The organism is Parabacteroides sp. PF5-6 (genome assembly GCF_029504695.1).
GTDB lineage: Bacteria > Bacteroidota > Bacteroidia > Bacteroidales > Tannerellaceae > QVMG01.
Genome location: NZ_JAQFIN010000019.1, coordinates 20912 through 43356 on the forward strand (window position 1 = coordinate 20912; position 22445 = coordinate 43356).

At 48.1% G+C, this 22445-nt stretch carries 13 protein-coding genes; 12 read left to right on the forward strand and 1 reads right to left on the reverse strand.

What is annotated here, in order from left to right:
* Positions 1-29: 29 nt before the first annotated feature.
* The gene (locus M2133_RS15140; RefSeq protein WP_277467039.1) at positions 30-4004 is read right to left on the reverse strand and encodes a hybrid sensor histidine kinase/response regulator transcription factor; all 3975 of its coding nucleotides are present in this window, start codon (positions 4002-4004) and stop codon (positions 30-32) included.
* 226 nt (positions 4005-4230) lie between these two features.
* On the opposite strand from M2133_RS15140, the gene M2133_RS15145 reads away from it, so the two are divergent.
* The 12 genes from M2133_RS15145 to M2133_RS15205 all read left to right on the forward strand — a co-directional run bounded on the left by M2133_RS15145 (position 4231) and on the right by M2133_RS15205 (position 22222).
* Complete coding sequence (locus M2133_RS15145) at positions 4231-7782, forward strand: DUF4965 domain-containing protein (protein ID WP_346843248.1); 3552 nt, start codon at positions 4231-4233, stop codon at positions 7780-7782.
* Between the two features lie 69 nt (positions 7783-7851).
* Positions 7852-8235, forward strand: coding sequence for an electron transporter RnfD (locus tag M2133_RS15155; RefSeq protein ID WP_277467040.1), 384 nt, complete (start codon positions 7852-7854; stop codon positions 8233-8235).
* Positions 8232-8711 (forward strand): hypothetical protein, encoded by a 480-nt coding sequence (locus tag M2133_RS15160; RefSeq protein ID WP_277467041.1) that lies wholly within the window; start codon positions 8232-8234, stop codon positions 8709-8711. The genes M2133_RS15155 and M2133_RS15160 overlap by 4 nt, the downstream gene beginning before the upstream one ends.
* A gap of 78 nt (positions 8712-8789) precedes the next feature.
* Positions 8790-10310: a xylulokinase gene (gene xylB / locus M2133_RS15165; protein ID WP_277467042.1), complete on the forward strand. Its 1521-nt coding sequence runs from the start codon at positions 8790-8792 to the stop codon at positions 10308-10310.
* Between the two features lie 20 nt (positions 10311-10330).
* Entirely contained in the window at positions 10331-11365 is a 1035-nt protein-coding gene (locus M2133_RS15170; protein WP_277467043.1) for a zinc-binding dehydrogenase, read from the forward strand.
* A 12-nt stretch (positions 11366-11377) separates the two neighbouring features.
* Positions 11378-12079, forward strand: coding sequence for a deoxyribose-phosphate aldolase (gene deoC / locus M2133_RS15175; RefSeq protein ID WP_277467044.1), 702 nt, complete (start codon positions 11378-11380; stop codon positions 12077-12079).
* Positions 12080-12207: 128 nt separating this feature from the next.
* Positions 12208-14622 carry a hypothetical protein gene (locus tag M2133_RS15180; protein ID WP_277467045.1) on the forward strand — a complete coding sequence of 805 codons (2415 nt, stop codon included), beginning with the start codon at positions 12208-12210 and terminating at the stop codon, positions 14620-14622.
* 17 nt (positions 14623-14639) lie between these two features.
* Entirely contained in the window at positions 14640-16439 is a 1800-nt protein-coding gene (locus M2133_RS15185) for a c-type cytochrome (protein ID WP_277467046.1), read from the forward strand.
* A 12-nt stretch (positions 16440-16451) separates the two neighbouring features.
* Complete coding sequence (locus M2133_RS15190; protein WP_277467047.1) at positions 16452-17360, forward strand: aryl-sulfate sulfotransferase; 909 nt, start codon at positions 16452-16454, stop codon at positions 17358-17360.
* Positions 17361-17372: 12 nt separating this feature from the next.
* Positions 17373-18389, forward strand: a complete 1017-nt coding sequence (locus M2133_RS15195) for a family 43 glycosylhydrolase (RefSeq protein WP_277467048.1) — start codon at positions 17373-17375, stop codon at positions 18387-18389.
* A gap of 40 nt (positions 18390-18429) precedes the next feature.
* Positions 18430-20238, forward strand: coding sequence for a sugar-binding domain-containing protein (locus tag M2133_RS15200; protein WP_277467049.1), 1809 nt, complete (start codon positions 18430-18432; stop codon positions 20236-20238).
* Between the two features lie 133 nt (positions 20239-20371).
* The gene (locus M2133_RS15205) at positions 20372-22222 is read left to right on the forward strand and encodes a glycoside hydrolase family 2 TIM barrel-domain containing protein (RefSeq protein WP_277467050.1); all 1851 of its coding nucleotides are present in this window, start codon (positions 20372-20374) and stop codon (positions 22220-22222) included.
* Positions 22223-22445 lie beyond the last annotated feature (223 nt).

A 22445-nucleotide genomic window follows, 5' to 3' on the forward strand; every position in this document is an offset into this window, starting at 1 on the left:
GGTTATTTTGGGGGTTCGCGAGAAGATTATTAGTGGCTTGCCCCTCCATCTTTCATCTCCCGGATAAATTCCGAGGGGGATTTACCGTATTGTTTCTGGAAACAGGTGGAGAAGTAAGCGGGGGAAGAGAATCCTACCTGGTAGGCGATTTCGCTTACTTGTTTTTCACCGGATTGCATCATCTGCACGGCTTTTTTCAGGCGGGCGATACGGATAAAATCGATGGGAGAGAGGTCGGACAGGCCTTTTACTTTGCGGTAGAGGCTGGAGTTACTCATGCCCACTTCGTTGGCGATCATTTCTACGTTCAACGACTGGTTGGTCAGGTTCTCTTCGATGTACGTGTTCAGTTTTTGCAGAAAAAGATCATCGACAGGCGACATGGCTAATGTCGTTGGCGGGGTATAGGGCTTTTCGAGGTACGACTTATAGAGAGTCTTCCGGTTTTTGAACAGGTTTTCTATCTGGGCAGCCAGGTGATCGAGGGAGAAAGGTTTCTCCATATAGGCGTCGGCACCCTGATTGAGGCCTTTCAAGCGCGATTGCAGGTTGTGCTGCGCGGTCAATAAGATCAGGGGGATATGTGAGTACTGGACGTTGTTTTTCACTTCGTTGCAGAGTTCATACCCATCCATCACCGGCATCACGATGTCACTGATGATCAGGTTGACCGTATGACTTTCCAATATCTCGAGTGCTATTTTCCCGTTTTCAGCTTCCAATAGGTCGTATCTGTCGACCAATTCGTCCAGGATAAACTGGCGCATATCTTTCTGATCTTCTACGATCAAGACCACCGGCTTGCCACTATTCGTTGGCGGGGCGACTACCTCGATCGCCATATCTTCCAGGCTCTCGGTAGCTGTTTCGAAACAATGTTCTTCCTGTTCGGTGGGTAAAGCGAGTGTGAACTGATTGAGCCCTTCGGTACTATACTGATAATGCAGTGTCCCTTTGTGGAATTCCGTTAGGGAAAGGCATAAAGAGAGCCCGATACCACTTCCCGGTTTTGTTTCGTTTTCACCCGCCCGATAGAACGGGGTGAATATATGGTCTTTTTCGTCTTCCGGGATCAATGGGCCGTCGTTGGTGATCACCACGGAGAAGCGTTTTTCACTATCCACAGGAGGATTCAGGGTGATAGAGATATCCTTATGGGAATATTTCATGGCATTGGTCAATAGGTTACTCAGGATCTTGACGAATGCTTCCCGGTCGATATAGGCCAGGAAATGCGTGTTCGGAATATGGATATTCACATTTTTGCCTTCCTGGGTATAAACAGGAGCGAAACGTTGCAGGGTGGTTTCCATCCACAAGGCCACATCGGTCTGCACGAAGTTTAACCGGAAGCCTTTGCTTTCTGTTTTCCGGAAATCGAGTAACTGATTACTCAGATCGAGCAGGCGGTACGTGTTTTTCTGGATGATCTGTAGGTTCTTTTTGGTTTGCTCCGTTCCGTCTTCCGAACGGATGATCCGTTCCAGAGGAGCGCTGATCAGCGTCAGCGGGGTGCGTATCTCGTGGGTGATAAAGGTAAAGAACTGTATTTTCGCATTGTAGAGTTCTTTCTCTTTTTCCGTTTCAAAGATATGCTGGTTGTGCTGTTGCCTTCTGATCAATTGACGTTTTTTGTATTTGTAAAAAACGATAGCGAGTGAGATCAATAACAATAGGTAGAACAGATAAGCCCAGATCGTCAGCCACCAGGGAGGGGTGATGATGATCTGCATCCGTTGTTCATTGTCCTGCCATACCTGGCTGCTGTTGGTGGAACGTACCCGGAAGGTATAATTGCCGGGCGACAGATTGGCAAAAGTAACCTCTTTGGTAGTGCCCATCTCTACCCAGTCTTTATCGAAGCCTTCCAGCATATACGAGTAGCGGATGGATTGCGGGGAGGTGAAGCTGGGCGCAATGTAAGAAAGGGCGAAGGTCGGTGTATTATAAGGTAATTTCAGTGTATAGGTTGTATCCGTGGTGGAAGCCTGGATATGCATATTCTTTTGGGGATTGTCGGGCACATACACCCGGGTGATATAGAGTGGGGGAGAGTAGGTGTCTTCCTTGAATGTGCGCGGATTGAACGATATCATCCCGTCGATGGTTCCCATATAGATCGTACCGTCTTCGGCTTTGTAGGACGAACTGTAGTTGAACTGCGATTCGTGCAGCCCGTCTTTATGCGTGAAGGTTCGTATTTGGTGGGTTTCCGGATTGAATTTTACCAATCCGTTCGCCGTGGATATCCAGAAGTTCGAATGATCATCTTCTACGATGCGGTAGACAAAGTTGCTCGGCAGTCCGTTTTGTGTGGTGATCCGGTTGAACGAGTCGGTATGTTCGTTATATAAAGAAAGCCCATAAGCTGTTGTTACCCATACTCTTCCTTTGGAGTCTTCGAATACAGAAGTGGTATTGTTACTACCCAAGCCATTCGTGGCGGAGATCTCTGTCGCACCGTAATAGGTGATAGGATCTTTTTTTGACGGATCGTATTTGCGCAATCCGATATTGGTTGCCACCCAGACCCGTTTCTGTGAGTCTTCGAATATTTGCCGGACCATTCCGTCCACATCATGCCAGCTGGTAAAATTATCTTTTTTCGGATCGTATATCCGTACACCGACAGAAGTGCCGATCAGAAACTCATTACGGGATGTCTCGGCAAAGCAGAGTATAAAGTTATTGATGCCTCCGTGGGTACTTGTCTGATCGTATCGTTTGATTAGTTTCCCGGTGGGAATATGTAATAAGTCGATCCCGGTATTAAATGTCCCGACCCAAAGTGTGTCGCCTTTGGGATAAATACCGTGGATATTGGTGGCCGATAGTTTCCGCAGAGGGTTGTTAGCCGAGAAGTTGACCATCTCACCCGTGTGAGGATTGAAGCGATTGATGCCATTGTCTTCTGTCGCTAACCACAGGTTGCCGTATTTATCACGGTGGATTTCCCTGACGGTATTACCCAACATTTCGGGATGAGTACGGCCACCGATATAATGCTTGAAGTTTTGTTGATTGCTCGGCAGATAGTCGATCCCTCCAAAGAAAGTACCCAGCCATACACCGCCCTCCCGGTCTTGCGTCAGCGAATACACGGCATTGTCGGAAATGGTATATTCGTTGGTAAGCGATTTACGCAGGTTGGTAATGGTCTTATCAATCATATTATAGATGTAAAGACCCGACTCGGTTGCAATCCAGTAAATATTCGTCCGGTACTGCATAATGTTCCTTACATGCACATCGGGAATGATGGTTTCTATTTTACCGTTGCGCTGATAATACATTTTCAATCCGACACGGTCGGTGCCGATCAGGTACCCGCCATGTTCGACCACCTGAATTTTCTGAATATGGCAATCCGATACTCTCTCTTCTTCCGTGAGGATAGGGATGACCGTGAAGTTATCCGCGTCCGGATTGTATTGATAAATGTCGTATACGGTGGCAAAAGCCGGAGAACCATCTTCGCTAATGGTTACTGATATGGGGTTGAACGACAGGTAGTTGTTCATTTCATGGGTTTCTATATTGTATCTGAATACTCTTGTATAATTGGAAAACCAGAGGTTTTTTCGATTGTCTTCGATGACCCGGTCAAAGTACTCCTCCGAAGACCCTCCGGTTAATAAGCGCAGGGAATAGAATGTATTGGTTTCATAATCATAATAGCAGGTTCCCGCTTCCGTACAGATCCAGATCCGACCCGTTGAATCTTCGAAGAGTGAAAGGATATGATCGTGCAACAGACCGTCGTTATCCTGCAACCATGAATTATTCCGGTAGACGGTGAAAGCCTGCCCGTCGAAGCGGTTCAGCCCGTCGTCGGTGGCAAACCACATAAATCCTCTCCGATCCTGGATCGAATGATAAACGGTATTGTGCGATAATCCGTCTTTATTCGTATAGTGCCTGAAGTTGAAACTTTCTGAACTTTGGGCTATACTGTTCGCCGGAAAGAGGAAAAACAGGGAGATAAGTAGAGTGTGAAATTTCATGGATGACTATGTAAAAGTAAGTACAAAGAGCAAAACTATAAAATAACCCTTATAGATGCGATAAAAAAATAGAAAATGTTTATGGCAACTTCTAACTTCTGTGAATAGGAGGGTTACATAGTAGCACTCCTATTTAGTCTGCATGATTCATGAAAGTATTTGAACGATTATTGAATGTATCTCTATACGCAGGGTGTTTACTTTGTTAACATAAAAATCTACGGATATGAAAACACATGTTTTACTAATCATCTCTTGTTTGTCAGTTTGGGGTATCTTAACTGGATGTGGGCCGAAAGGAGATCTTTTTTCTCCGGCGGCAGAAAATAACTTACGTGCTCCGGCATACCCTTTGGTTACTATCGACCCTTATACCTGTGCCTGGTCGTTTACCGATCAATTGAATGAAGATCCGGTCCGGCATTGGACGGGTAAACCTCATCAGCTGGTTGGTGCTTTGCGAGTCGATGGCAAGGTGTATCGCTTTATGGGCGTTGAAGATATTCCTTTGACGACCTTCCTGCCTACGGCTGCTGCCGAGAAATGGGATGCGGCATATACGGAGAAGTCTCCTGTCGGCAATTGGATAGGTCTTGATTTTAATGAATCAGCCTGGGAAAAGGGAAAGGCGGCATTTGGTACGCCTGAGATGAAAAACCTGTCGACTATATGGAAGAGTAAAGATATCTGGGTGCGCCGCACTTTCGAATTGATGGAAGATTATTCGAAAGAAAAGGTCTATCTGGAATATTCACATGATGATATCTTTGAACTCTATGTCAATGGTGTGCAGGTGGTGGCTACGGATTACTGCTGGAATGACAATGTCTTATTGGAACTTTCGGATGAAGCCAAAGCAACCCTGAAACCTGGAAAGAATATCATCGCGGCGCATTGTCATAACCGGACCGGTGGCGGTTTGGTGGATTTTGGTTTGTTTAAGAAAGAAAATATAGGCGATGTGTTCACAACGAAAGCCGTTCAGAAATCGGCCACGGTGATGCCAACACAAACCTATTATACCTTTGAATGTGGACCGGTGGAGCTGGATCTGGTATTTACCTCTCCTTTATTGATGGATGATTTGGAATTGATGTCTACTCCGATCAATTATATCTCTTACCAAGTACGGATGACTGACGGAAAGGCACATGACATACAAATGTATATGGATGCCACGCCGCAATGGGCGCAACATACAGCGGATCAGGAAATGGAGGATACCAGCTACTTGGGAGGCGGCCCGAGCAAAATCGCTTACAGCCGTACCGGAACGGTCGAACAACCTGTATTGAAGAAAAAAGGAGATGATATACGAATCGATTGGGGGTATTTTTATATAGCTGCCGAAAAAACGAATCAGGTAGATGTCAGTAGCGGGAATTATTTCAGAAAGAAGAAACAATTCCTGGAAGACGGAACAGTGTCGATGCTCGGTGTCCCTGTTCAGAAAGAAAACCTGGGTGGCAATGTGTTGGCATTCAGTGAAAATCTGGGTAAAGTATCTTCTTCGGCTGCCGGTTTTATGATGATCGGTTATGACGATCTCTATGCGATCCAGTATTTCGGTGACGACCGGATGGCTTATTGGAAGCAGGACGGCAAGGTGGATATGGTCCAGGCATTGGAAAAGGCGAATGCGAACTATGCCAACGTGATGGAGCGTTGCCGGAAGTTCGACGCGCAATTGATGCGAGATGCCGAGAAGGCCGGGAATAAACAATATGCCGAACTTTGCGCTTTGGCCTATCGCCAGTCGGTTGCTGCCCATAAACTGGTGACCGATAAGAACGGGAATCTTCTGTTCCTGTCGAAAGAAAATTTCAGTAACGGTTCGATCGGAACGGTAGATATTACCTATCCTTCGTCTCCTTTGTACTTGATCTATAATCCCGAATTACTGAAAGGAATGATGAATCCTATCTTCTATTACAGTGAAAGCGGAAAATGGAACAAACCTTTCGCGGCACACGATGTGGGTACCTATCCCCAGGCGAACGGGCAGACCTACGGTGGTGATATGCCGGTGGAAGAGTCAGGTAATATGTTGATCCTGACTACGATCCTGGCGATGCGGGAAGGAAATGCCAATTATGCGAAGAAACATTGGGAGGTATTGACTACCTGGGCAAATTACCTCGTGAAAGAAGGATTGGATCCGGAGAATCAGTTGTGTACGGATGACTTTGCCGGCCATTTCGCGCATAACACCAACCTGTCGATCAAAGCGATCATGGGGATTGCCGGTTATGGAAAGCTCGCGGAGATGTTGGGCGATCAGGGAACAGCCAATAAATATATGAATGAGGCCAAAGAGATGGCTCGCAAATGGGTATTGATGGCAAATGCGTGGGATCATTACCGTCTGACATTCGATCAGCCGAATACCTGGAGCCAGAAATACAACCTGATCTGGGATAAGTTTTTCGGATTGGGCATCTTCCCGCCGGAAGTGGCTCAGAAAGAAATGGCTTATTACCTGACCCATCAGAACAAATATGGCCTGCCATTGGATAGCCGGAAGACTTATACCAAATCCGATTGGATCATGTGGTCGGCTTGCCTGACGGATGATCTGACGGAGTTCGATCAACTGGTTTCACTCATTTATAAATATGCCAACGAAACAACTACCCGTATGCCGCTGAGCGACTGGCATGAAACGACGAATGGCAATTCGGTTGGGTTCCGGGCGCGTTCCGTAGTCGGTGGATATTTTATGAAGATGTTGGAAGACAAGATGAAGCCGAAGAAAGCGATGAGTGCTCCTCGTCTGGCAGATGTGGAACAGCCGTTACAGACGAGCAAGTTGTTTGTGGAACTGCCCGATTATTGCCCGACCCCCGACGGAATGGCGATTGCACCGAATGGCGATTTGGTGGTTGCCTGTCCGAACTTTGCCGATATCTCCCAGCCGGCTTGTCTGATACGCATCAATAAAGAAGGAAAAGTAACGAAATGGACGGAAGTGCCTGTGTTGCCGGAAACAGGTTGGGCTTCCCCGATGGGAATTGCTTTCCATGAAAATGGCGATTTATATATCTGCGACAACCAGGGATGGAGCGGCGCGGAGAAAGCACAGAATAAAGGACGTGTTTTACGTCTGAGATTTGAGAATGACAGGTTGACAGAAACCATTGTGGTTGCTTCAGGCATGGAGCATCCCAATGGTATTCGTATCCGTGAGGGTAAATTGTATGTGACGCAAAGCTCACTGTCGAAGATCAAGGATCCTTCCGGACTTTTGGTGAGCGGTGTGTATTGTTTCGATGCGAACGATCGGAATATCAAAGTGAATAATACGTTGGAAGATAAAAACCTGTTGACTACGGTGATCACTAAAAACAAAGATGTGCAATACGGCCTGGACGGGATTGTTTTCGATCCGCAAGGCAATTTATATGTCGGTAACTTCGGTGACGGTGCTTTGCATAAGATGGTGATGGACGCTTCCGGTAAAGTGATCTCCAGCGAAGTTTGGGCACAAGACCCGACACAGTTGCGTACGACCGACGGGATCTGTATCGACGACGACGGAAATATCTGGATTGCCGATTTCTCAGAAAACGCGGTTGCCAAAGTCGACAAGCAAGGTAAGATCCAACGGATTGCCCAAAGTCCCGACTGCGACGGAAGTAACGGTGGCCTCGATCAGCCAGGTGAACCGATTGTCTGGAACGGCAAACTGATTGTCACCTGTTTCGATATCGTCACCGGCCCGGACAAAACGAATACGGGACATGACAAGCCTTTTACGATAGCACAGATAGAATTATAAATTATCAATTGTAATCAGAGACGATCGTGTTATGTGTTTTATAATTAATAATTTACAATTAACAATTATATGAAAAAGTATTTATCGACATTCGCCGGGTCCGCCATCTGTGGAGGCGCTGCCTTTGGGATCTGGCCTGAATTATGGAAAAGCTACGGCTTGATGGGCGGTTGGTTGGCCGCGACATTGATCATTGGGATCATGTGGTATCTGAATCATTACAACGGAGCGATCCGAAACCCGGAAGGGAAAGTTTGGCTCGACCAGGGATGGTGTATCGGCGCTGCCGGGATTGCCTGGGGCATCGTGCGGTTTCAGGGGGATATCTCTGCTTTCTTTTTAGCGGCTCCCACGCTGATCTGCTGTATGATCGGTGGGGCATTGGCCGGAGTTACCGTGTGGGTTATTCGTTCTTGTCAAACCCGTTTAGATAAGGAGGAGAGTAAAATATGAGTGAATGGTTACAAACATACAATGAGTTATGGGGCATGTATAATGCCGGGATTATAACCAGCATCTTCGGCGCTTTTGCCGTGACGTTTACCGTGTTGATGTGCTGGCCTAAATTAGTAAAAGACTTCGGGCCGATCGGTGGTTTTATTGCTGCCGCGCTTATTATTGGTACTTTCTGGGTGATCAATCATAAACTGCCGGGATATGGTTTCTCAACAGGATTGCTGTTGGATGCCGAGAATCTGCCGATGCAATTCAGCCTGATCCATCAGGGAGCGCGTGGCTCCGCACCTTGGGTCGATATGGGATTTGCCATTGCTACGGGATTTGTATTTGCCGACCTATTGTGTGCCCCGAAAGGAACACGCTGGGCATTGACGAAAGAGGCATTTCCTCGCTGGGTGGTGATTGTTATCGGAGGTATTGTCGGTGGTGTATTGGTCGGGCTGACCGGCTATACGAATGCCGCCTTGTAAAAACATTAGTCTTTTGCAAATAACACACTGGTCTTTTGTTGAAAAGGATTTAGTAAGAAATAAAGTAATAGTCCAAAAATGAAATATATAATTGCTCACGATCTGGGCACGAGTGGCAACAAAGCAACCCTTTTTGATGAAGAAGGCCGGTTGGTCTGTTCGCATGTGGCGGCCTACGATACGGTATATAAGGAGGGCAATCGGGCCGAACAGGATCCGCACGATTGGTGGCGCGCCATTGTGGAGACCACCCAGTCGCTTTTGCGTATTGTTTCTCCGAATGATATCGCGGGAATTGCCCTGAGCGGGCAGATGATGGGGTGCCTTTGTGTAGATAAAGAAGGGAATCCTCTTCGTCCGCATATGCTCTATTGCGACCAGCGTTCGGTAAAGCAGGAAGCGGAGATGGCTGCGAAGATCGATCCGTTGCGCTTTTATGAGATTACCGGACACCGAATCAGTGCTTCCTATTCGATCGAGAAATTGATGTGGATCAAAGAAAACGAACCGGATATTTTCCGAAAAACCTATAAGATGCTCAACGCCAAGGATTATATCAATTATCGTTTGTGTGGTGTGATGGCTACCGATCCTTCGGATGCGTCGGGCACGAATGCCTACGATCTGAATCGCTGGCAATGGAGTGAAGAAATTATCGAACAGGCGGGTTTAGACCTGTCATTATTTCCCGAAGTACGCTCTTCGATCGACGTGATTGGAGAGGTAGGAGCCGGGGCGGCTAAAGAGACCGGGTTGAAAGTCGGTACGCCTGTGATTTGTGGAGGAGGTGACGGTAGTTGTGCCGGTGTGGGTGTCGGTTGTGTCTCTCCGGGTAGTTCTTATAATTACCTGGGTTCTTCGTCTTGGGTGGCATTGACAGTGGAAAAACCCATTGTCGACGAACAACGACGCACGATGAACTGGGCGCATGTGGTGCCCGGGATGTTACATCCCTCGGGTACGATGCAAACGGCAGGTGCTTCCTACAACTGGATGGTAAACCAGCTCTGCGCCTTCGAGCAACAACAGGCGAAAACCATCGGATTGGATGTGTATGAAGTGATCGACGAGCAAATCCGGAAGTCTCCTTTGGGTGCTAATAAGTTAGTATTTCTTCCTTATTTATTAGGTGAACGTACGCCACGCTGGAATGTGGATGCGAAAGGTGCTTTTGTCGGTCTGACACTGGGACATACCCATGGCGATATGTTACGGGCGGTGATGGAAGGCATCACGATGAACCTGGGGCTTATCGTAAACATCTTCCGTAACCATGTGCCGATCGATACAATGACGGTGATTGGTGGTGGTGCGAAGAATCCGATCTGGCAGCAGATGATGGCGGATATCTATCAGTCAGAAATCCTGATCCCTAATTATCTGGAGGAAGCCACTTCGATGGGTGCTGCTGTATTGGCAGGCATTGGCTCCGGCCTATTTAAGGACTTCAGCGTGATCGACCGCTTTATCCATATCCAAAAGCGAGTGACGCCTATTGCGGAAAACGTAGAGAAATACAAATGGCTGATGCCGGTCTTCGATCAAACCTATCAGGCACTGACAGGCGTTTATACAGAGCTTGCTGCTCTTAAATTATGAATAATGAATTATGAAATAAAATGAAAACTGTAATTGTAACAACCCCCGGCCATATAGAAATCCAGGAAGTCGCTATTCCTGAAATATCCCCTTACCAGGCATTGGTAAAGACCGAGATGGTCGCTTTCTGTAATGCCACTGACAGCAAATTGATCGCCGGTAAATTCCCCGGTGAAGAAACCTATCCGATGGCATTGGGCCATGAAAATGTAGGCATTGTCGAAAAAATAGGCAGTAAAGTGAAAAACTTCGCCGTGGGCGACCGTGTGATCGGTGGCCTTATCTCCTCGTTTGGTGAAAACGGGCCGCATAGTGCCTGGGGTGGCTTCAGCGAGTATGTCGTGGTGAACGACTTTGAGGTCTTGAAAGAAGAAGGTTTGGCAACACCCGAGCAGGGCTGTTGGGATAGCTTCGAAATCCAGAATCGGATTCCTGCCGATATCCCTGCCGAAGAAGGCGTGATTGCCTGTACATGGCGTGAGGTATTGGGTGCTTTCAAGGATTTCCGCCTGGAACCGGGAAAGAAGGTGTTAATTTTTGGCTCCGGCCCTGTGGGACTTAGTTTTGTGAAGTTAGGCAAGCTCTTTGGATTAGGGCAGGTCGATATTGTTGATATGTTGCCCGAGAAGTTGGCCATAGCCAAGCGGATGGGAGCCGATAATACCTATACACCCGATCAGGTGGCAAGTGCTGAATTTATAGCCGCTACCAATCGTTCGTATGATGCGGTGATCGATGCCGTCGGGTTGGAATCGATTGTCAATAGCGGATTGGCATTATTGAAGATGGCGGGCGATCTGTGTGTCTATGGTGTGATGACTAAAAGCCCGTTGATCGACTTGACGAAAGCACCTTTGAACTTTGAATTACATATCCATCAATGGCCAACTCGCTCGGAAGAGAAGGCTGCAATGACGACTCTCTCCCAATGGATCCGGGAAGGTAAATTATCCGCATCCGAATTTATCTCCCATCGGTTTAAGATGGAGCAGATTCTGGATGCGTTCGACGCGATTAAAAGAGGTGAAGTAATCAAAACTGTAATGACATTTTAAAAAGAAAACAACATGGAACAAGTAGTAGCAAATTTATCAGTAAAAGATTTAGCCGGAATGATCGACCATACCTTTCTGAAACCGTATGGTACGGCTGCCGACATTGAAAAACTATGCGCCGAAGCCGATCAGTATGGTTTCGCTATGGTCGCTATCAATCCGGCTGAAGTAACCACTTGTGCTTCTCTATTGAAGAGTTCTGCTGTCCGGGTGGGAGCCGCTATTGGTTTCCCCTTAGGGCAGACAACGACCGAATGTAAAGCGTTCGAAACACGCGATTCCATTGAAAAAGGGGCTACAGAGATTGATACTGTTATCAATATCCGTGCCTTGCAGAAAGGACAATTGGATATTGTGAAAAGAGAAATTGAAGATATGGTTTCTATCTGCCGGCCGGCCGGTGTGATCTGTAAAGTGATCCTTGAAACCTGTTACCTGACAGATGAAGAGAAAGAAACAGTTTGCCGCATCGCTAAAGAGGCAGGAGTCGATTTCGTGAAAACATCAACCGGCTTCGGTACAAGCGGTGCAACAGTGCACGATATCGCATTGATGCGCCGGGTTGTCGGCCCGGATCTTGGAGTAAAAGCCTCCGGTGGCGTACGCGACCTGGAATCGGCATTGGCGATGATTAAAGCGGGAGCTACCCGTATCGGTACCTCCAGTGGGGTAGCTATTGTGGAAGCATATATGAAAATGAAAGAAGGGAAATAAGAATGTTCAGACACTGTTTAATACCATGTATAAGTCTGCTTCTTCTCTTACTGGCTGGTTGTCAGTCGACAGATGAACCGGAAAAGAAACAACACCAGCCACCCGAAGTGGCGGGTTTTGTACAAGAAATGTGGGAGACTCATATTTCGGTACAACAAACGGGAGATTCATTGAAAATCCTGTTGGATAGGATGTCGCAACCTCGGGGAAGAATGCGGCGTAATGAATGGATGGAAAAACTTCGGGCAGCCCATCTGAATCTGTTGGACAATTATCCGGTCTATTACGACTGGTGGTTGCAGGATGGCGATGAGGCTCATTGGTTTGCTGGCGATTTCAACGAGGAACTGATTAAGCGGTTACAAAAATTGAATCTTACCATCGAGTTGACCGACTCGCCGGAAAGTCGGCTTAAAGCGTTTCAGGCTTATATCGATGCTTGTACACAACGGCGGGAGCAACGATTGGCTGCATTTATAAAAGACAGACCGGAGATTGCTTTTACCAAGTTTGATGTGCTTCAACCTTCTTTCTTCGCTTATACGGAAGGACTGTCGGATGCCCGGGCGGAATGTAATTTCTTTGCCGGAGGTGCTTTGTCGCTCATTCGTATGAACGGTATCTGGGCGGAAGAGGAGACTTTGATCGACACACCGGAAGGCGTGATCCGTGATCCGGATGTGCATTTCGATGGGAAGCATCTGTTGTTCTCCTGGAAGAAATCCTTAAAAGAAGATGATTTCCACCTTTATGAGATGGAGATGCCTTCGCGTAAGGTGAAACAAATAACCGATCAATTGGGATTTGCCGATATCGAAGGCATTTACCTGCCCGATGAGAATATTTTATTCAACTCGACTCGTAACGGGAATGCGGTGGATTGTCATACGACAGAAGTGAGTAACCTGTTCCTCTGCGACCGCGACGGACGATATATGCGTCAGGTCGGTTACGACCAGGTGCATACCGTAAACCCGACATTACTCGACGACGGGCGGGTCGTTTATACCCGCTGGGAATACAACGACCGGGCCCAGGTATTCACTCAACCATTATTCCAGATGAACCCTGACGGTACGGGACAGGCCGAATACTATGGATTGAACAGTTTCTTCCCGACTACCGTCACCCATGCGCGCCAGATCCCCGGTACACGAAAGATCATGGCAACCATCCTGGGACATCATACCCCCCAACATGGGAAATTAGGAATTATCGACCCTGAAGCCGGACGCGATGAGAACGATGGTGTCACGATGTTGGCGCCTATGCGCAAAGCGGAAGCGGTGAAGATCGATGCCTACGGACAGTATGGCGATCAGTTTCAACACCCTTATCCGCTGTCGGAAGAGGAATTCCTGATCTCTTATTCCCCGTTGGGATATCATATCGGCCGGCCGATCCGTTTTGGAATCTATTGGATGACGGCCAATGGCGAACGTGAATTGTTGGCTTCCGATCCCTCGAACTCCTGCAACCAGCCGGTGATGCTGGTCGAGCGGGAACGTCCATTCCAACGAGCCAATATGGTGGATTACACAAAGAACGAAGGCGTCTATTATATGCAGAATATCTATGAAGGGGGAGGACTGGAAGGAATTGAACCCGGAACGGTGAAGAAACTGCGCATTGTAGAGATCATCTACCGCGTAGCCAGTATCGGAGCGGCTTATGGCTGGGACGATGGTGGTGGTGGACATGCCAATACCCCTGTCGGTGTGGGCAATACCAGCTGGGATGTGAAACGCATACTCGGAACAGTCGATGTGCAACCCGACGGATCGGCATTTTTTACTGTGCCTTCGCGTACGCCGGTTTACTTCCAGGCATTGGACGAAAACAACCGGGTAGTACAGACCATGCGTAGCTGGTCGACACTTCAGCCGGGCGAGACGCAAAGCTGTGTCGGCTGTCACGAACATAAAAATACGGTGCCGGTGTACGGCCATCCGGTTTCGATGGCGGTGGATACCGGAGTGCAGCGAATCAAACCCGAAGGAATCGGAGTGCGTAACTTCAGCTATATAGCGGAAGTGCAACCGATCTGGGATGCGAATTGTATCTCTTGTCACGATGGAGTAAAACACAAGATGAGCCTGAAAGGCGATCTGAAGGTGGTTGATCAACAAACGAAACGTAAATTTTCAGACTCTTATCTGAACCTGACTCATGCAAAGAAGTTGACCGATGGGAATGATTCCTGGCAGGGAAATGCGCATCATCCGGAAGTGAACTGGATTAGTGCTTTGTCGACACCGAACCTCTTACCGCCTTATTTTGCCGGTTCAGCAACCAGTAACCTGATCAAACGTTTGGAAAAGGGGCATGGCGGTGTGAAACTGTCGAAAGATGAAATCGAAACAGTTGCTTTATGGATCGACCTGTTGGTGCCTTTTATCGGTGATTACCGGGAAGCAAACAACTGGACGGAAGAAGAAAAGAAGTACTATACCTATTACGAGGAAAAACGGGAACGGGCGCTCCGGCAGAACGAAGAGAATATCCGGTTGTATGTCGAATCGCTTCAGAGTAAAGCAAAATGAGGAATGAAATGATGAAGATGAATAAGATAGGAATTCTCTATATAACGATGTTTTGCCTATTCTTGACCGGTTGCGATCTGTCAACAGGAACCTTTGCTCCTGACCGGGTGTTTCAACCCGATGCGTCGGGGCGTATCTGGGTGAATAATCGCAGTGAGAACACGCTGATGCTCTTTCAACCGGATCTGAAAAATATCGAAAAGAAGGTGACGTTCGAACAACCGGTAAACGATATCGAAGTGACAGCCGACCGTCTTTGGGTGGTCTGCGACGGCTCGAACGGCTCTTTATATGAATTGAATGCGAATGATCTTTCCATTTTGTCGGAGACGGAGATGGGAGCTTGCCCTTCTGCTGTGGTTTATAATCCGGCGAGCCAATCCTTGTGGGTGACTCAACGATTTCATAATGCATTATGGGAAGTCGATCCCCAATCGAAACAGGTACTTACCCGACTGGAAATAGGACGGGAACCTGTTGATTTGGTGACATTCAATCAGGGAAAACATCTGTTGGTGGTGAACAACCTGCCGGAAATGGCTTCGACCGATTTCCCGGTAACGGCTTTGCTCACGGTGGTTGATACGGAAGCGAAAACTGTTGTCAAACGAATCTATCTACCGAATGGCTCGACCGATGTCAAAGCGGTCGCTTTATCGGCCGATCAGAAATATGCGTATGTAACTCATCTGATTGCCCGTTATCAATTGCCTACCAACCAGGTCGATCGCGGATGGATGAGTACGAATGCTCTGTCGATCATCGACCTCGATACGCAGGACAGATTGACTACCGTATTGCTCGATACCCCTCAGAAAGGAGCGGCAAACCCTTGGGGAGTGGTTGTAACACCGGATGATAAACAAATCCTGGCTGTTGCTTCCGGAACTCATGAGATTGTTTGCATCGATCGTGAAGGCATGCATGAACGTATTCAAAAGGTCATGCGTGGAGAGAAAACAGTTCCGTCGACTCATCGGCCGGAAGATATACCGAATGACGCCGGATTCCTTTACGGCCTGGTCTCTTTTATCGGGACCGATGGAAAAGGTCCGCGTGAAATAGTGATCGGTGGTAACAAAGCTTATACGGCAAACTATTATACCGGTGAACTGATCGCGTTGGATTGGAAAACCCAGGAGAAAACCCGGGTTCCTTCCTCGGCAAACTCACTGACGGCAACGATCGAAGGACGGGGCGAAATGTATTTCTATGACGCTTCCTTGTGTTTTCAAGGCTGGCAAAGCTGTATCTCTTGTCATCCGAACGATGCCCGTATGGATGGTTTGAACTGGGATCAAAAGAACGATGGCTTGGGGAATCCAAAGAATACCAAGTCGTTATTGCTTTCTCATGAAACACCTCCTTCGATGGTGACCGGTATCCGGAAGAATGCGGAAACTGCCGTTCGTGCCGGATACAAACATATCCTTTTCGCAGCCGATAATGAAGAAATTACCCATGCGATGGACGTTTGGTTGCGATCGTTACGGCCGCTTCCCAGTCCTTATCTGGTGAATGGCGAATTGTCGGAAACGGCTAAGCGAGGGAAGGAGGTTTTCGCGAAGAATTGTGCGGACTGCCACTCCGGTCCGAACTATACGGATATGAAACAATATTATGTGTCTTGGGCGACAGAAGGCGAAAAAGAGGTGAAGATGGATGTGCCAACCCTGATTGAAGTGTGGCGAACCGCTCCGTATCTCTACGATGGCCGTGTTTATTCCATGCGGGAGATGCTGGATATTCATGGCGCGACCACCGATCTGTCGACCAAAGAATTGGATGATCTGACGGAGTATGTATTATCCTTATAAACGGAATGGTAAATGTATAAATACTTGTTTTATCTAAGTGTAACGGTCCTTTGCCTGTGGGTGTCCAGCCTGCAGGCACAGGGCTTTTCTTTTGCGGGATGTGACTATTCGCAAGGCATTGTTTTTGTGATGGAGAATGATGAGCTTGTTTGGCAGCATCCGGCGAAAGAAACCAACGATATCTGGGTGTTGGAGAATGGGAATATTCTTTTTACAACCGGCCGGGGCGTATTGGAAATGACCCGACAAAATGATACGGTGTTTCATTATCAGTCAGAAAGTCCTATCTTTGCTTGTCAACGGTTGAAAAACAATGGCAATACCTTTATTGGGGAGTGTCGTTCCGGGCGTTTGCTCGAAGTGGCACCCGATGGGAAGATTGTTAAAGAAGTCTCCATTTTGCCGGAAGGAACCGCTGATGCCGGTTTCCCTTTTATGCGTAATGCGCGCCGGTTGGACAACGGGAATTATTTAGTAGCCCATTATGGCGGGCAAACAGTGAAGGAATATGATCCGGCAGGAAAGGTCGTCTGGAGTGCCGATGTGTCGGGCGGGCCTCATTCGGTGATCCGTTTGTCAAATGGGAATACACTGGTTGCCGTAGCCGATATCACTCGTGATCCGCGCATTGTCGAGTTGGATAAAGAAGGGAATGTCGTTTGGCAATTCTCTAATCGGGATATCGAAGGTGCTCCGTTGAAATTTCTTGGAGGAATGCATTTGTTGCCCGATGGAAACCTGTTGTTCGCCAATTGGGTCGGCCACGAAAAGGAACCGGATAAAAGAGTCCATCTGTTGATGATTAATAAAGAAAAAGAAGTGGTTTATACCTTGAAAGACCATCCGGCTTTGCAAACGATGTCGTCTGTGTATTGTACAGGATATAAAGAAAGAGTAACAAAGGAAAACTCTTTCCATTAATAAAATAAATATATGAGAATAACAAGTCTATTATTATCCGCTATCATTCTCTTTTCGTGCAGCACGACGAATGCTGCCGAAGAACCACTCCCCCCAATTGTGGAGCAACCGGAAGGAACCTATAAGAACCCGGTGATTGCTTATAGTCTACCCGATCCTACGATTATCAAGGCACAAGATGGTTACTTTTATCTTTATGCTACCGAAGATATCCGTAATACGCCCATTCATCGTTCGAAGAATTTGGTCGATTGGGAGGAGATCGGTACGGCTTTTACGGCTGAGACACGCCCCACCTTCGAACCCAAAGGAGGGCTTTGGGCGCCCGATATCAATTATATCAATGGGAAATATGTGTTGTACTATTCCATGTCGGTCTGGGGAGGGGAGTGGACTTGCGGTATCGGTGTCGCCGTTGCCGATCAACCCGAAGGGCCTTTTACGGATCAGGGTAAGCTTTTCCGAAGCAATGAGATCGATGTGCAAAACTCAATCGACCAGTATTATATCGAAGAGGACGGAAAGAAATATCTTTTTTGGGGTAGCTTCCGCGGACTTTATGCGATCGAGCTGTCGGATGATGGTTTGTCGATCCGGGAAGGTGCTGCGAAGCTCCAGGTAGCCGGCACGGCTTACGAAGGGGTATATATCCATCGCCACGGTGATTTCTATTATATGTTTGCTTCGATCGGCTCTTGTTGTGAAGGAGCCAAAAGTACCTATACCACCGTTGTTGGTCGATCGGATAACCTCTTTGGCCCTTACCTGGATAAGGCGGGCCGTTCGATGATGGAAAACCACCACGAGATCCTGATCGGGAAGAATGAGCGCTTTGTGGGAACGGGGCATAACTCGGAGATCGTGACCGACGATGAAGGCAACGATTGGATTTTCTATCATGCTGTGGATTTATATAACCCCACTGGACGTGTCCTGTTGATGGATCATGTACGCTGGGAACAGGACTGGCCGGTAGTTAAAGGATCGACTCCTTCGCTCAGAGCAAAAGCTCCAATATTTAAATTATGAATTATGAATTATATATTTATCATTTTAATTAATTACTATCATGAGAAAAAAGTTTTTGATGTGCTGCGCCCTGATCGCAGCGGTAAGTGTGCAGGCGCAGTGGCAGCCTGTGGGTGATAAGCTCAAAACCAAGTGGGCGACTGAGATCAATCCGGAGAATGTATTGCCGGAATATCCGCGTCCGCAGATGGAACGTAAAGACTGGGTGAACCTGAACGGGCTTTGGGATTATGCCATCAAACCCCAAGGGCAGATCGAGCCGACCGCTTTCGACGGCAAGATCCTGGTTCCTTTTGCTATCGAGTCTGCTCTTTCGGGTGTACAGAAAGAGGTAGGCGATCAGAACGAATTGTGGTACAAACGTGAGTTCACTGTTCCTGCAAATTGGAAAAACAAAGACGTCGTCTTGAACTTCGGTGCGGTAGACTGGAAGGCCGACGTGTTTATCAATGATATTATGATCGGTTCGCACCAAGGGGGCTACACGCCGTTCTCTTTCAATATCACTCCGTACCTGGCGGGAAAGACAAAGCATAAACTGGTGGTGCGTGTTTGGGACCCGACAGACAAAGGTTATCAGCCACGCGGAAAACAGGTGAACCGTCCGAACGGTATCTGGTACACACCGGTGACCGGTATCTGGCAGACGGTATGGATCGAGCCGGTAGCGACCGAACATATCACGCATATCAAGGCTATTCCTGATATCGACAATGGCGCGCTTACGGTAACGGTTGATGCTACTTGCGCTTGCCCGACGAATATCATCGAAGTGAAACTGATGGACAAAGGCCGCGTCGTGGCTACTGCCAAAGGTATAGTAGGTAAAGAAATCCGCCTGGGTGTTCAGAACCCGACGCTTTGGGATACGGAGAATCCTTATCTGTATGATATGCAGGTATCGCTGGCCAAAGCCGGTAAAGTATTGGACGATGTGAAGTCGTACACCGCTTTCCGTAAGATCTCGATGAAGAAAGACGATAACGGCATCTGGCGTATGCAATTGAATAACAAGAACCTGTTCCACTATGGTCCGTTGGATCAAGGTTGGTGGCCTGACGGATTGTACACCGCTCCGACCGACGAAGCGTTGTTGTACGACGTAGTGAAAACCAAAGAATGGGGCTTCAATATGATCCGCAAGCATGTGAAGGTGGAACCTGCACGTTGGTACTACCATTGCGACCGCGAAGGTATGCTCGTTTGGCAGGATATGCCGAGCGGCGATATGGGCAACCAATGGCAACCGCATACCTACAACGGCGGAACAGACAAGAAACGTACACCGGCTTCTATCGCCAACTACGACCAGGAGTGGAAAGAGATTATGGACCTTTGCGTTTCCAACCCGTCGGTTGTCGTTTGGGTGCCTTTCAATGAGGCGTGGGGACAGTTCGATACCGAACGCGTATCCGACTGGACCAAAGCGTACGATCCTTCCCGTCTGGTGAACCCCGCCAGTGGAGGTAACCACCGCGCGACAGGCGATATCCTCGACCTGCATAACTATCCCGGACCGAGTATGTTCCTCTACGATGCTGCCCGCGTGAATGTATTGGGCGAGTATGGCGGTATCGGTCTTCCGTTGCAAAACCACTTGTGGCAAACCGACCGTAACTGGGGATATATCCAGTTCAAGAATGCCGACGAGGTAACGGCTGAATACGTGAAGTACGCCAAAGAACTGCAAGGCATGGTCGACCGTGGCTTCTCCGCTGCTGTCTATACCCAGACCACCGATGTGGAAGGTGAAGTGAACGGTTTGATGACTTACGACCGCAAGGAGATCAAGATCAACGAAGCGGCTGTGCGCAAAGCCAATCAGGAGGTGATTAAAGCGTTAAAGTAAGTATGAGGAAAACCTCATACTTACAGTAGTTAGTAGTTGGAAGTTAGTAGTTAGTAGAAAATACTGCATTGCGACTACCAACTACCAACTACCAACTACCAACTACCAACTACCAACTACTAATATATATATTATGAAACAAATAACTTTAGTATTAGTCTCCCTGTTGTTGGGTGTGGCGACCTTATCGGCTGTGCCCCGCGCGGAGTATCCCCGTCCGCAGTTTCAGCGGGCGGCATGGGTCAACCTCAATGGAGAATGGACCTGTTCTTTCGACTTCAGCGGTACCGGGTTGGAGCGTGAGTTTTTCAAATCGACCGGTTTCAAAGATAAGATCACGGTACCTTTCTGCCCCGAGAGCGAGCTGTCGGGCATCGGATACAAAGATTTTATCGAACACTTCTGGTATCACCGTACCCTCGATATTCCGCAGGAGTGGGACGGAAAGAACATCCTATTGAACTTTGGCGCCGTTTATTATCAATCGGAGATCTATATCGACGGTGTACTGGCCGGTCGTCATTTCGGGGGTACCTCTTCGTTCTCCGTGGATATTACTTCGCTGGTGAAAGCCGGTGGTAGCCATAACCTGGTGGTTTATGCCGAAAGCGACCTGCGCAGCGGGCAACAAGCCGGTGGCAAGCAGAACCTGCAGTTCGAATCGTATGCCTGTAACTATACCCGTACGACCGGTATCTGGCAGACGGTATGGATGGAAGCGGTTCATCCGGAAGGCTTACATTCCGCTCAGGTGATTACCGATATCGATCAGCAGCAGGTGATTGTCCGTCCCCGCTTCTATAAAGAATTGGGCGGAAAACTACAAGTCACGCTGAAGGATAACGGCAAGGTGGTGGCGCAACAGACCATTCCCGCCAACGCCCATGCGACGGCTGTCTTGCCCGTCAAGAAGATGAAGACCTGGAGCCCGGAAAGTCCTTTCCTCTACGATGTGGAGTATAAGGTATTGGATAAAAATGGGAAAGAAGTCGATCGGATCGATGCCTACCTGGGTATGCGTAAGATCCATATCGAAGGCAATAAGATCTACCTGAACAATCAGCCGTATTACCAACGCCTGGTACTGGATCAGGGTTTCTATCCCGATGGCATCTGGACCGCACCGAGCGATGAAGCTTTGAAACGCGATATCGAACTCTCGATGGCTGCCGGTTTCAACGGTGCCCGCCTGCATCAGAAGGTTTTTGAAGAACGGTTCTATTATTGGGCTGACAAAATGGGGTATCTCACCTGGGGCGAAGCTTCGAGCTGGGGGATGGACTGTAACGATCCGATCGTGGCGCGCAACTTCATCACCGAATGGTGTGAGATCGTTGAACGCGACCGCAACCATCCTTCGTTATTGATCTGGACGCCGACCAACGAAGAGTTCTGGCCCGACCGCACGCAGTATCCCCGATTTATGACCGATCTGTATAAGCTCACCAAGATGATCGACCCGACCCGTCCGTTCCACGGCGCCAGCGGCGGTACGCATATCGCGACCGATATCTGGACCGTACACGACTACGAACAGGATCCCGCGAAACTGAAAGAGAAGCTTTACAACGGAGGCAAACTGGCCGGCACACCGATCTGGACGATCGAACTGGCTCCCCGCAATATCGGTTTCAACGGATTGAAATACACCAACCAGTATAAATTCCCAGAGTACAAAAAGGATATGCCTTATCTGGTGGATGAATTCGGTGGTATCAAGTGGAATCCGGCCCAACAGTTGGAAAGTGCGCAGAATACTTCCTGGGGGTACGGTGAACCGCCCCGTTCGTTGGAAGAATTCTATAAGCGTCTGGAAGGCCAGGTCGATGTCGTTCTTTCTTTATCGGCTGATATCTGGGGCTATTGCTACACCCAATTGACCGATGTCGAGCAGGAACAAAACGGTATCTACTATTACGACCGCAGTTCGAAGTTTGATATGGAACGGATCCGCGCGATCTTCAGTAAAACACCGGAAAAGTAAATGATAAACGATTAAAAGGGAAAATCCCGGTACTGCCTCAAGGCGGTTACCGGGATTTTTTTTGGATTAGAAGGGATCTCGAGTTTTATTTCTTCGGATCGAAGAGAATTTGAAGATTTCCGAACTCAGATTCTACTGATTAAATGATTTACTATGAGTCAGGATTTGTGTACGATCGTCCTGAAAGGACAATGAGCGCTGAAAGCGCGTAATACATCAGCCC

Coding starts and splice junctions, on each gene's coding strand:
- M2133_RS15140 (WP_277467039.1), bottom strand. CDS start 4,004: ATGAAATTTCACACTCTACTTATCTCCCTGTTTTTCCTCTTTCCGGCG.
- M2133_RS15145 (WP_346843248.1), top strand. CDS start 4,231: ATGAAAACACATGTTTTACTAATCATCTCTTGTTTGTCAGTTTGGGGT.
- M2133_RS15155 (WP_277467040.1), top strand. CDS start 7,852: ATGAAAAAGTATTTATCGACATTCGCCGGGTCCGCCATCTGTGGAGGC.
- M2133_RS15160 (WP_277467041.1), top strand. CDS start 8,232: ATGAGTGAATGGTTACAAACATACAATGAGTTATGGGGCATGTATAAT.
- xylB (WP_277467042.1), top strand. CDS start 8,790: ATGAAATATATAATTGCTCACGATCTGGGCACGAGTGGCAACAAAGCA.
- M2133_RS15170 (WP_277467043.1), top strand. CDS start 10,331: ATGAAAACTGTAATTGTAACAACCCCCGGCCATATAGAAATCCAGGAA.
- deoC (WP_277467044.1), top strand. CDS start 11,378: ATGGAACAAGTAGTAGCAAATTTATCAGTAAAAGATTTAGCCGGAATG.
- M2133_RS15180 (WP_277467045.1), top strand. CDS start 12,208: ATGTGGGAGACTCATATTTCGGTACAACAAACGGGAGATTCATTGAAA.
- M2133_RS15185 (WP_277467046.1), top strand. CDS start 14,640: ATGAATAAGATAGGAATTCTCTATATAACGATGTTTTGCCTATTCTTG.
- M2133_RS15190 (WP_277467047.1), top strand. CDS start 16,452: ATGTATAAATACTTGTTTTATCTAAGTGTAACGGTCCTTTGCCTGTGG.
- M2133_RS15195 (WP_277467048.1), top strand. CDS start 17,373: ATGAGAATAACAAGTCTATTATTATCCGCTATCATTCTCTTTTCGTGC.
- M2133_RS15200 (WP_277467049.1), top strand. CDS start 18,430: ATGAGAAAAAAGTTTTTGATGTGCTGCGCCCTGATCGCAGCGGTAAGT.
- M2133_RS15205 (WP_277467050.1), top strand. CDS start 20,372: ATGAAACAAATAACTTTAGTATTAGTCTCCCTGTTGTTGGGTGTGGCG.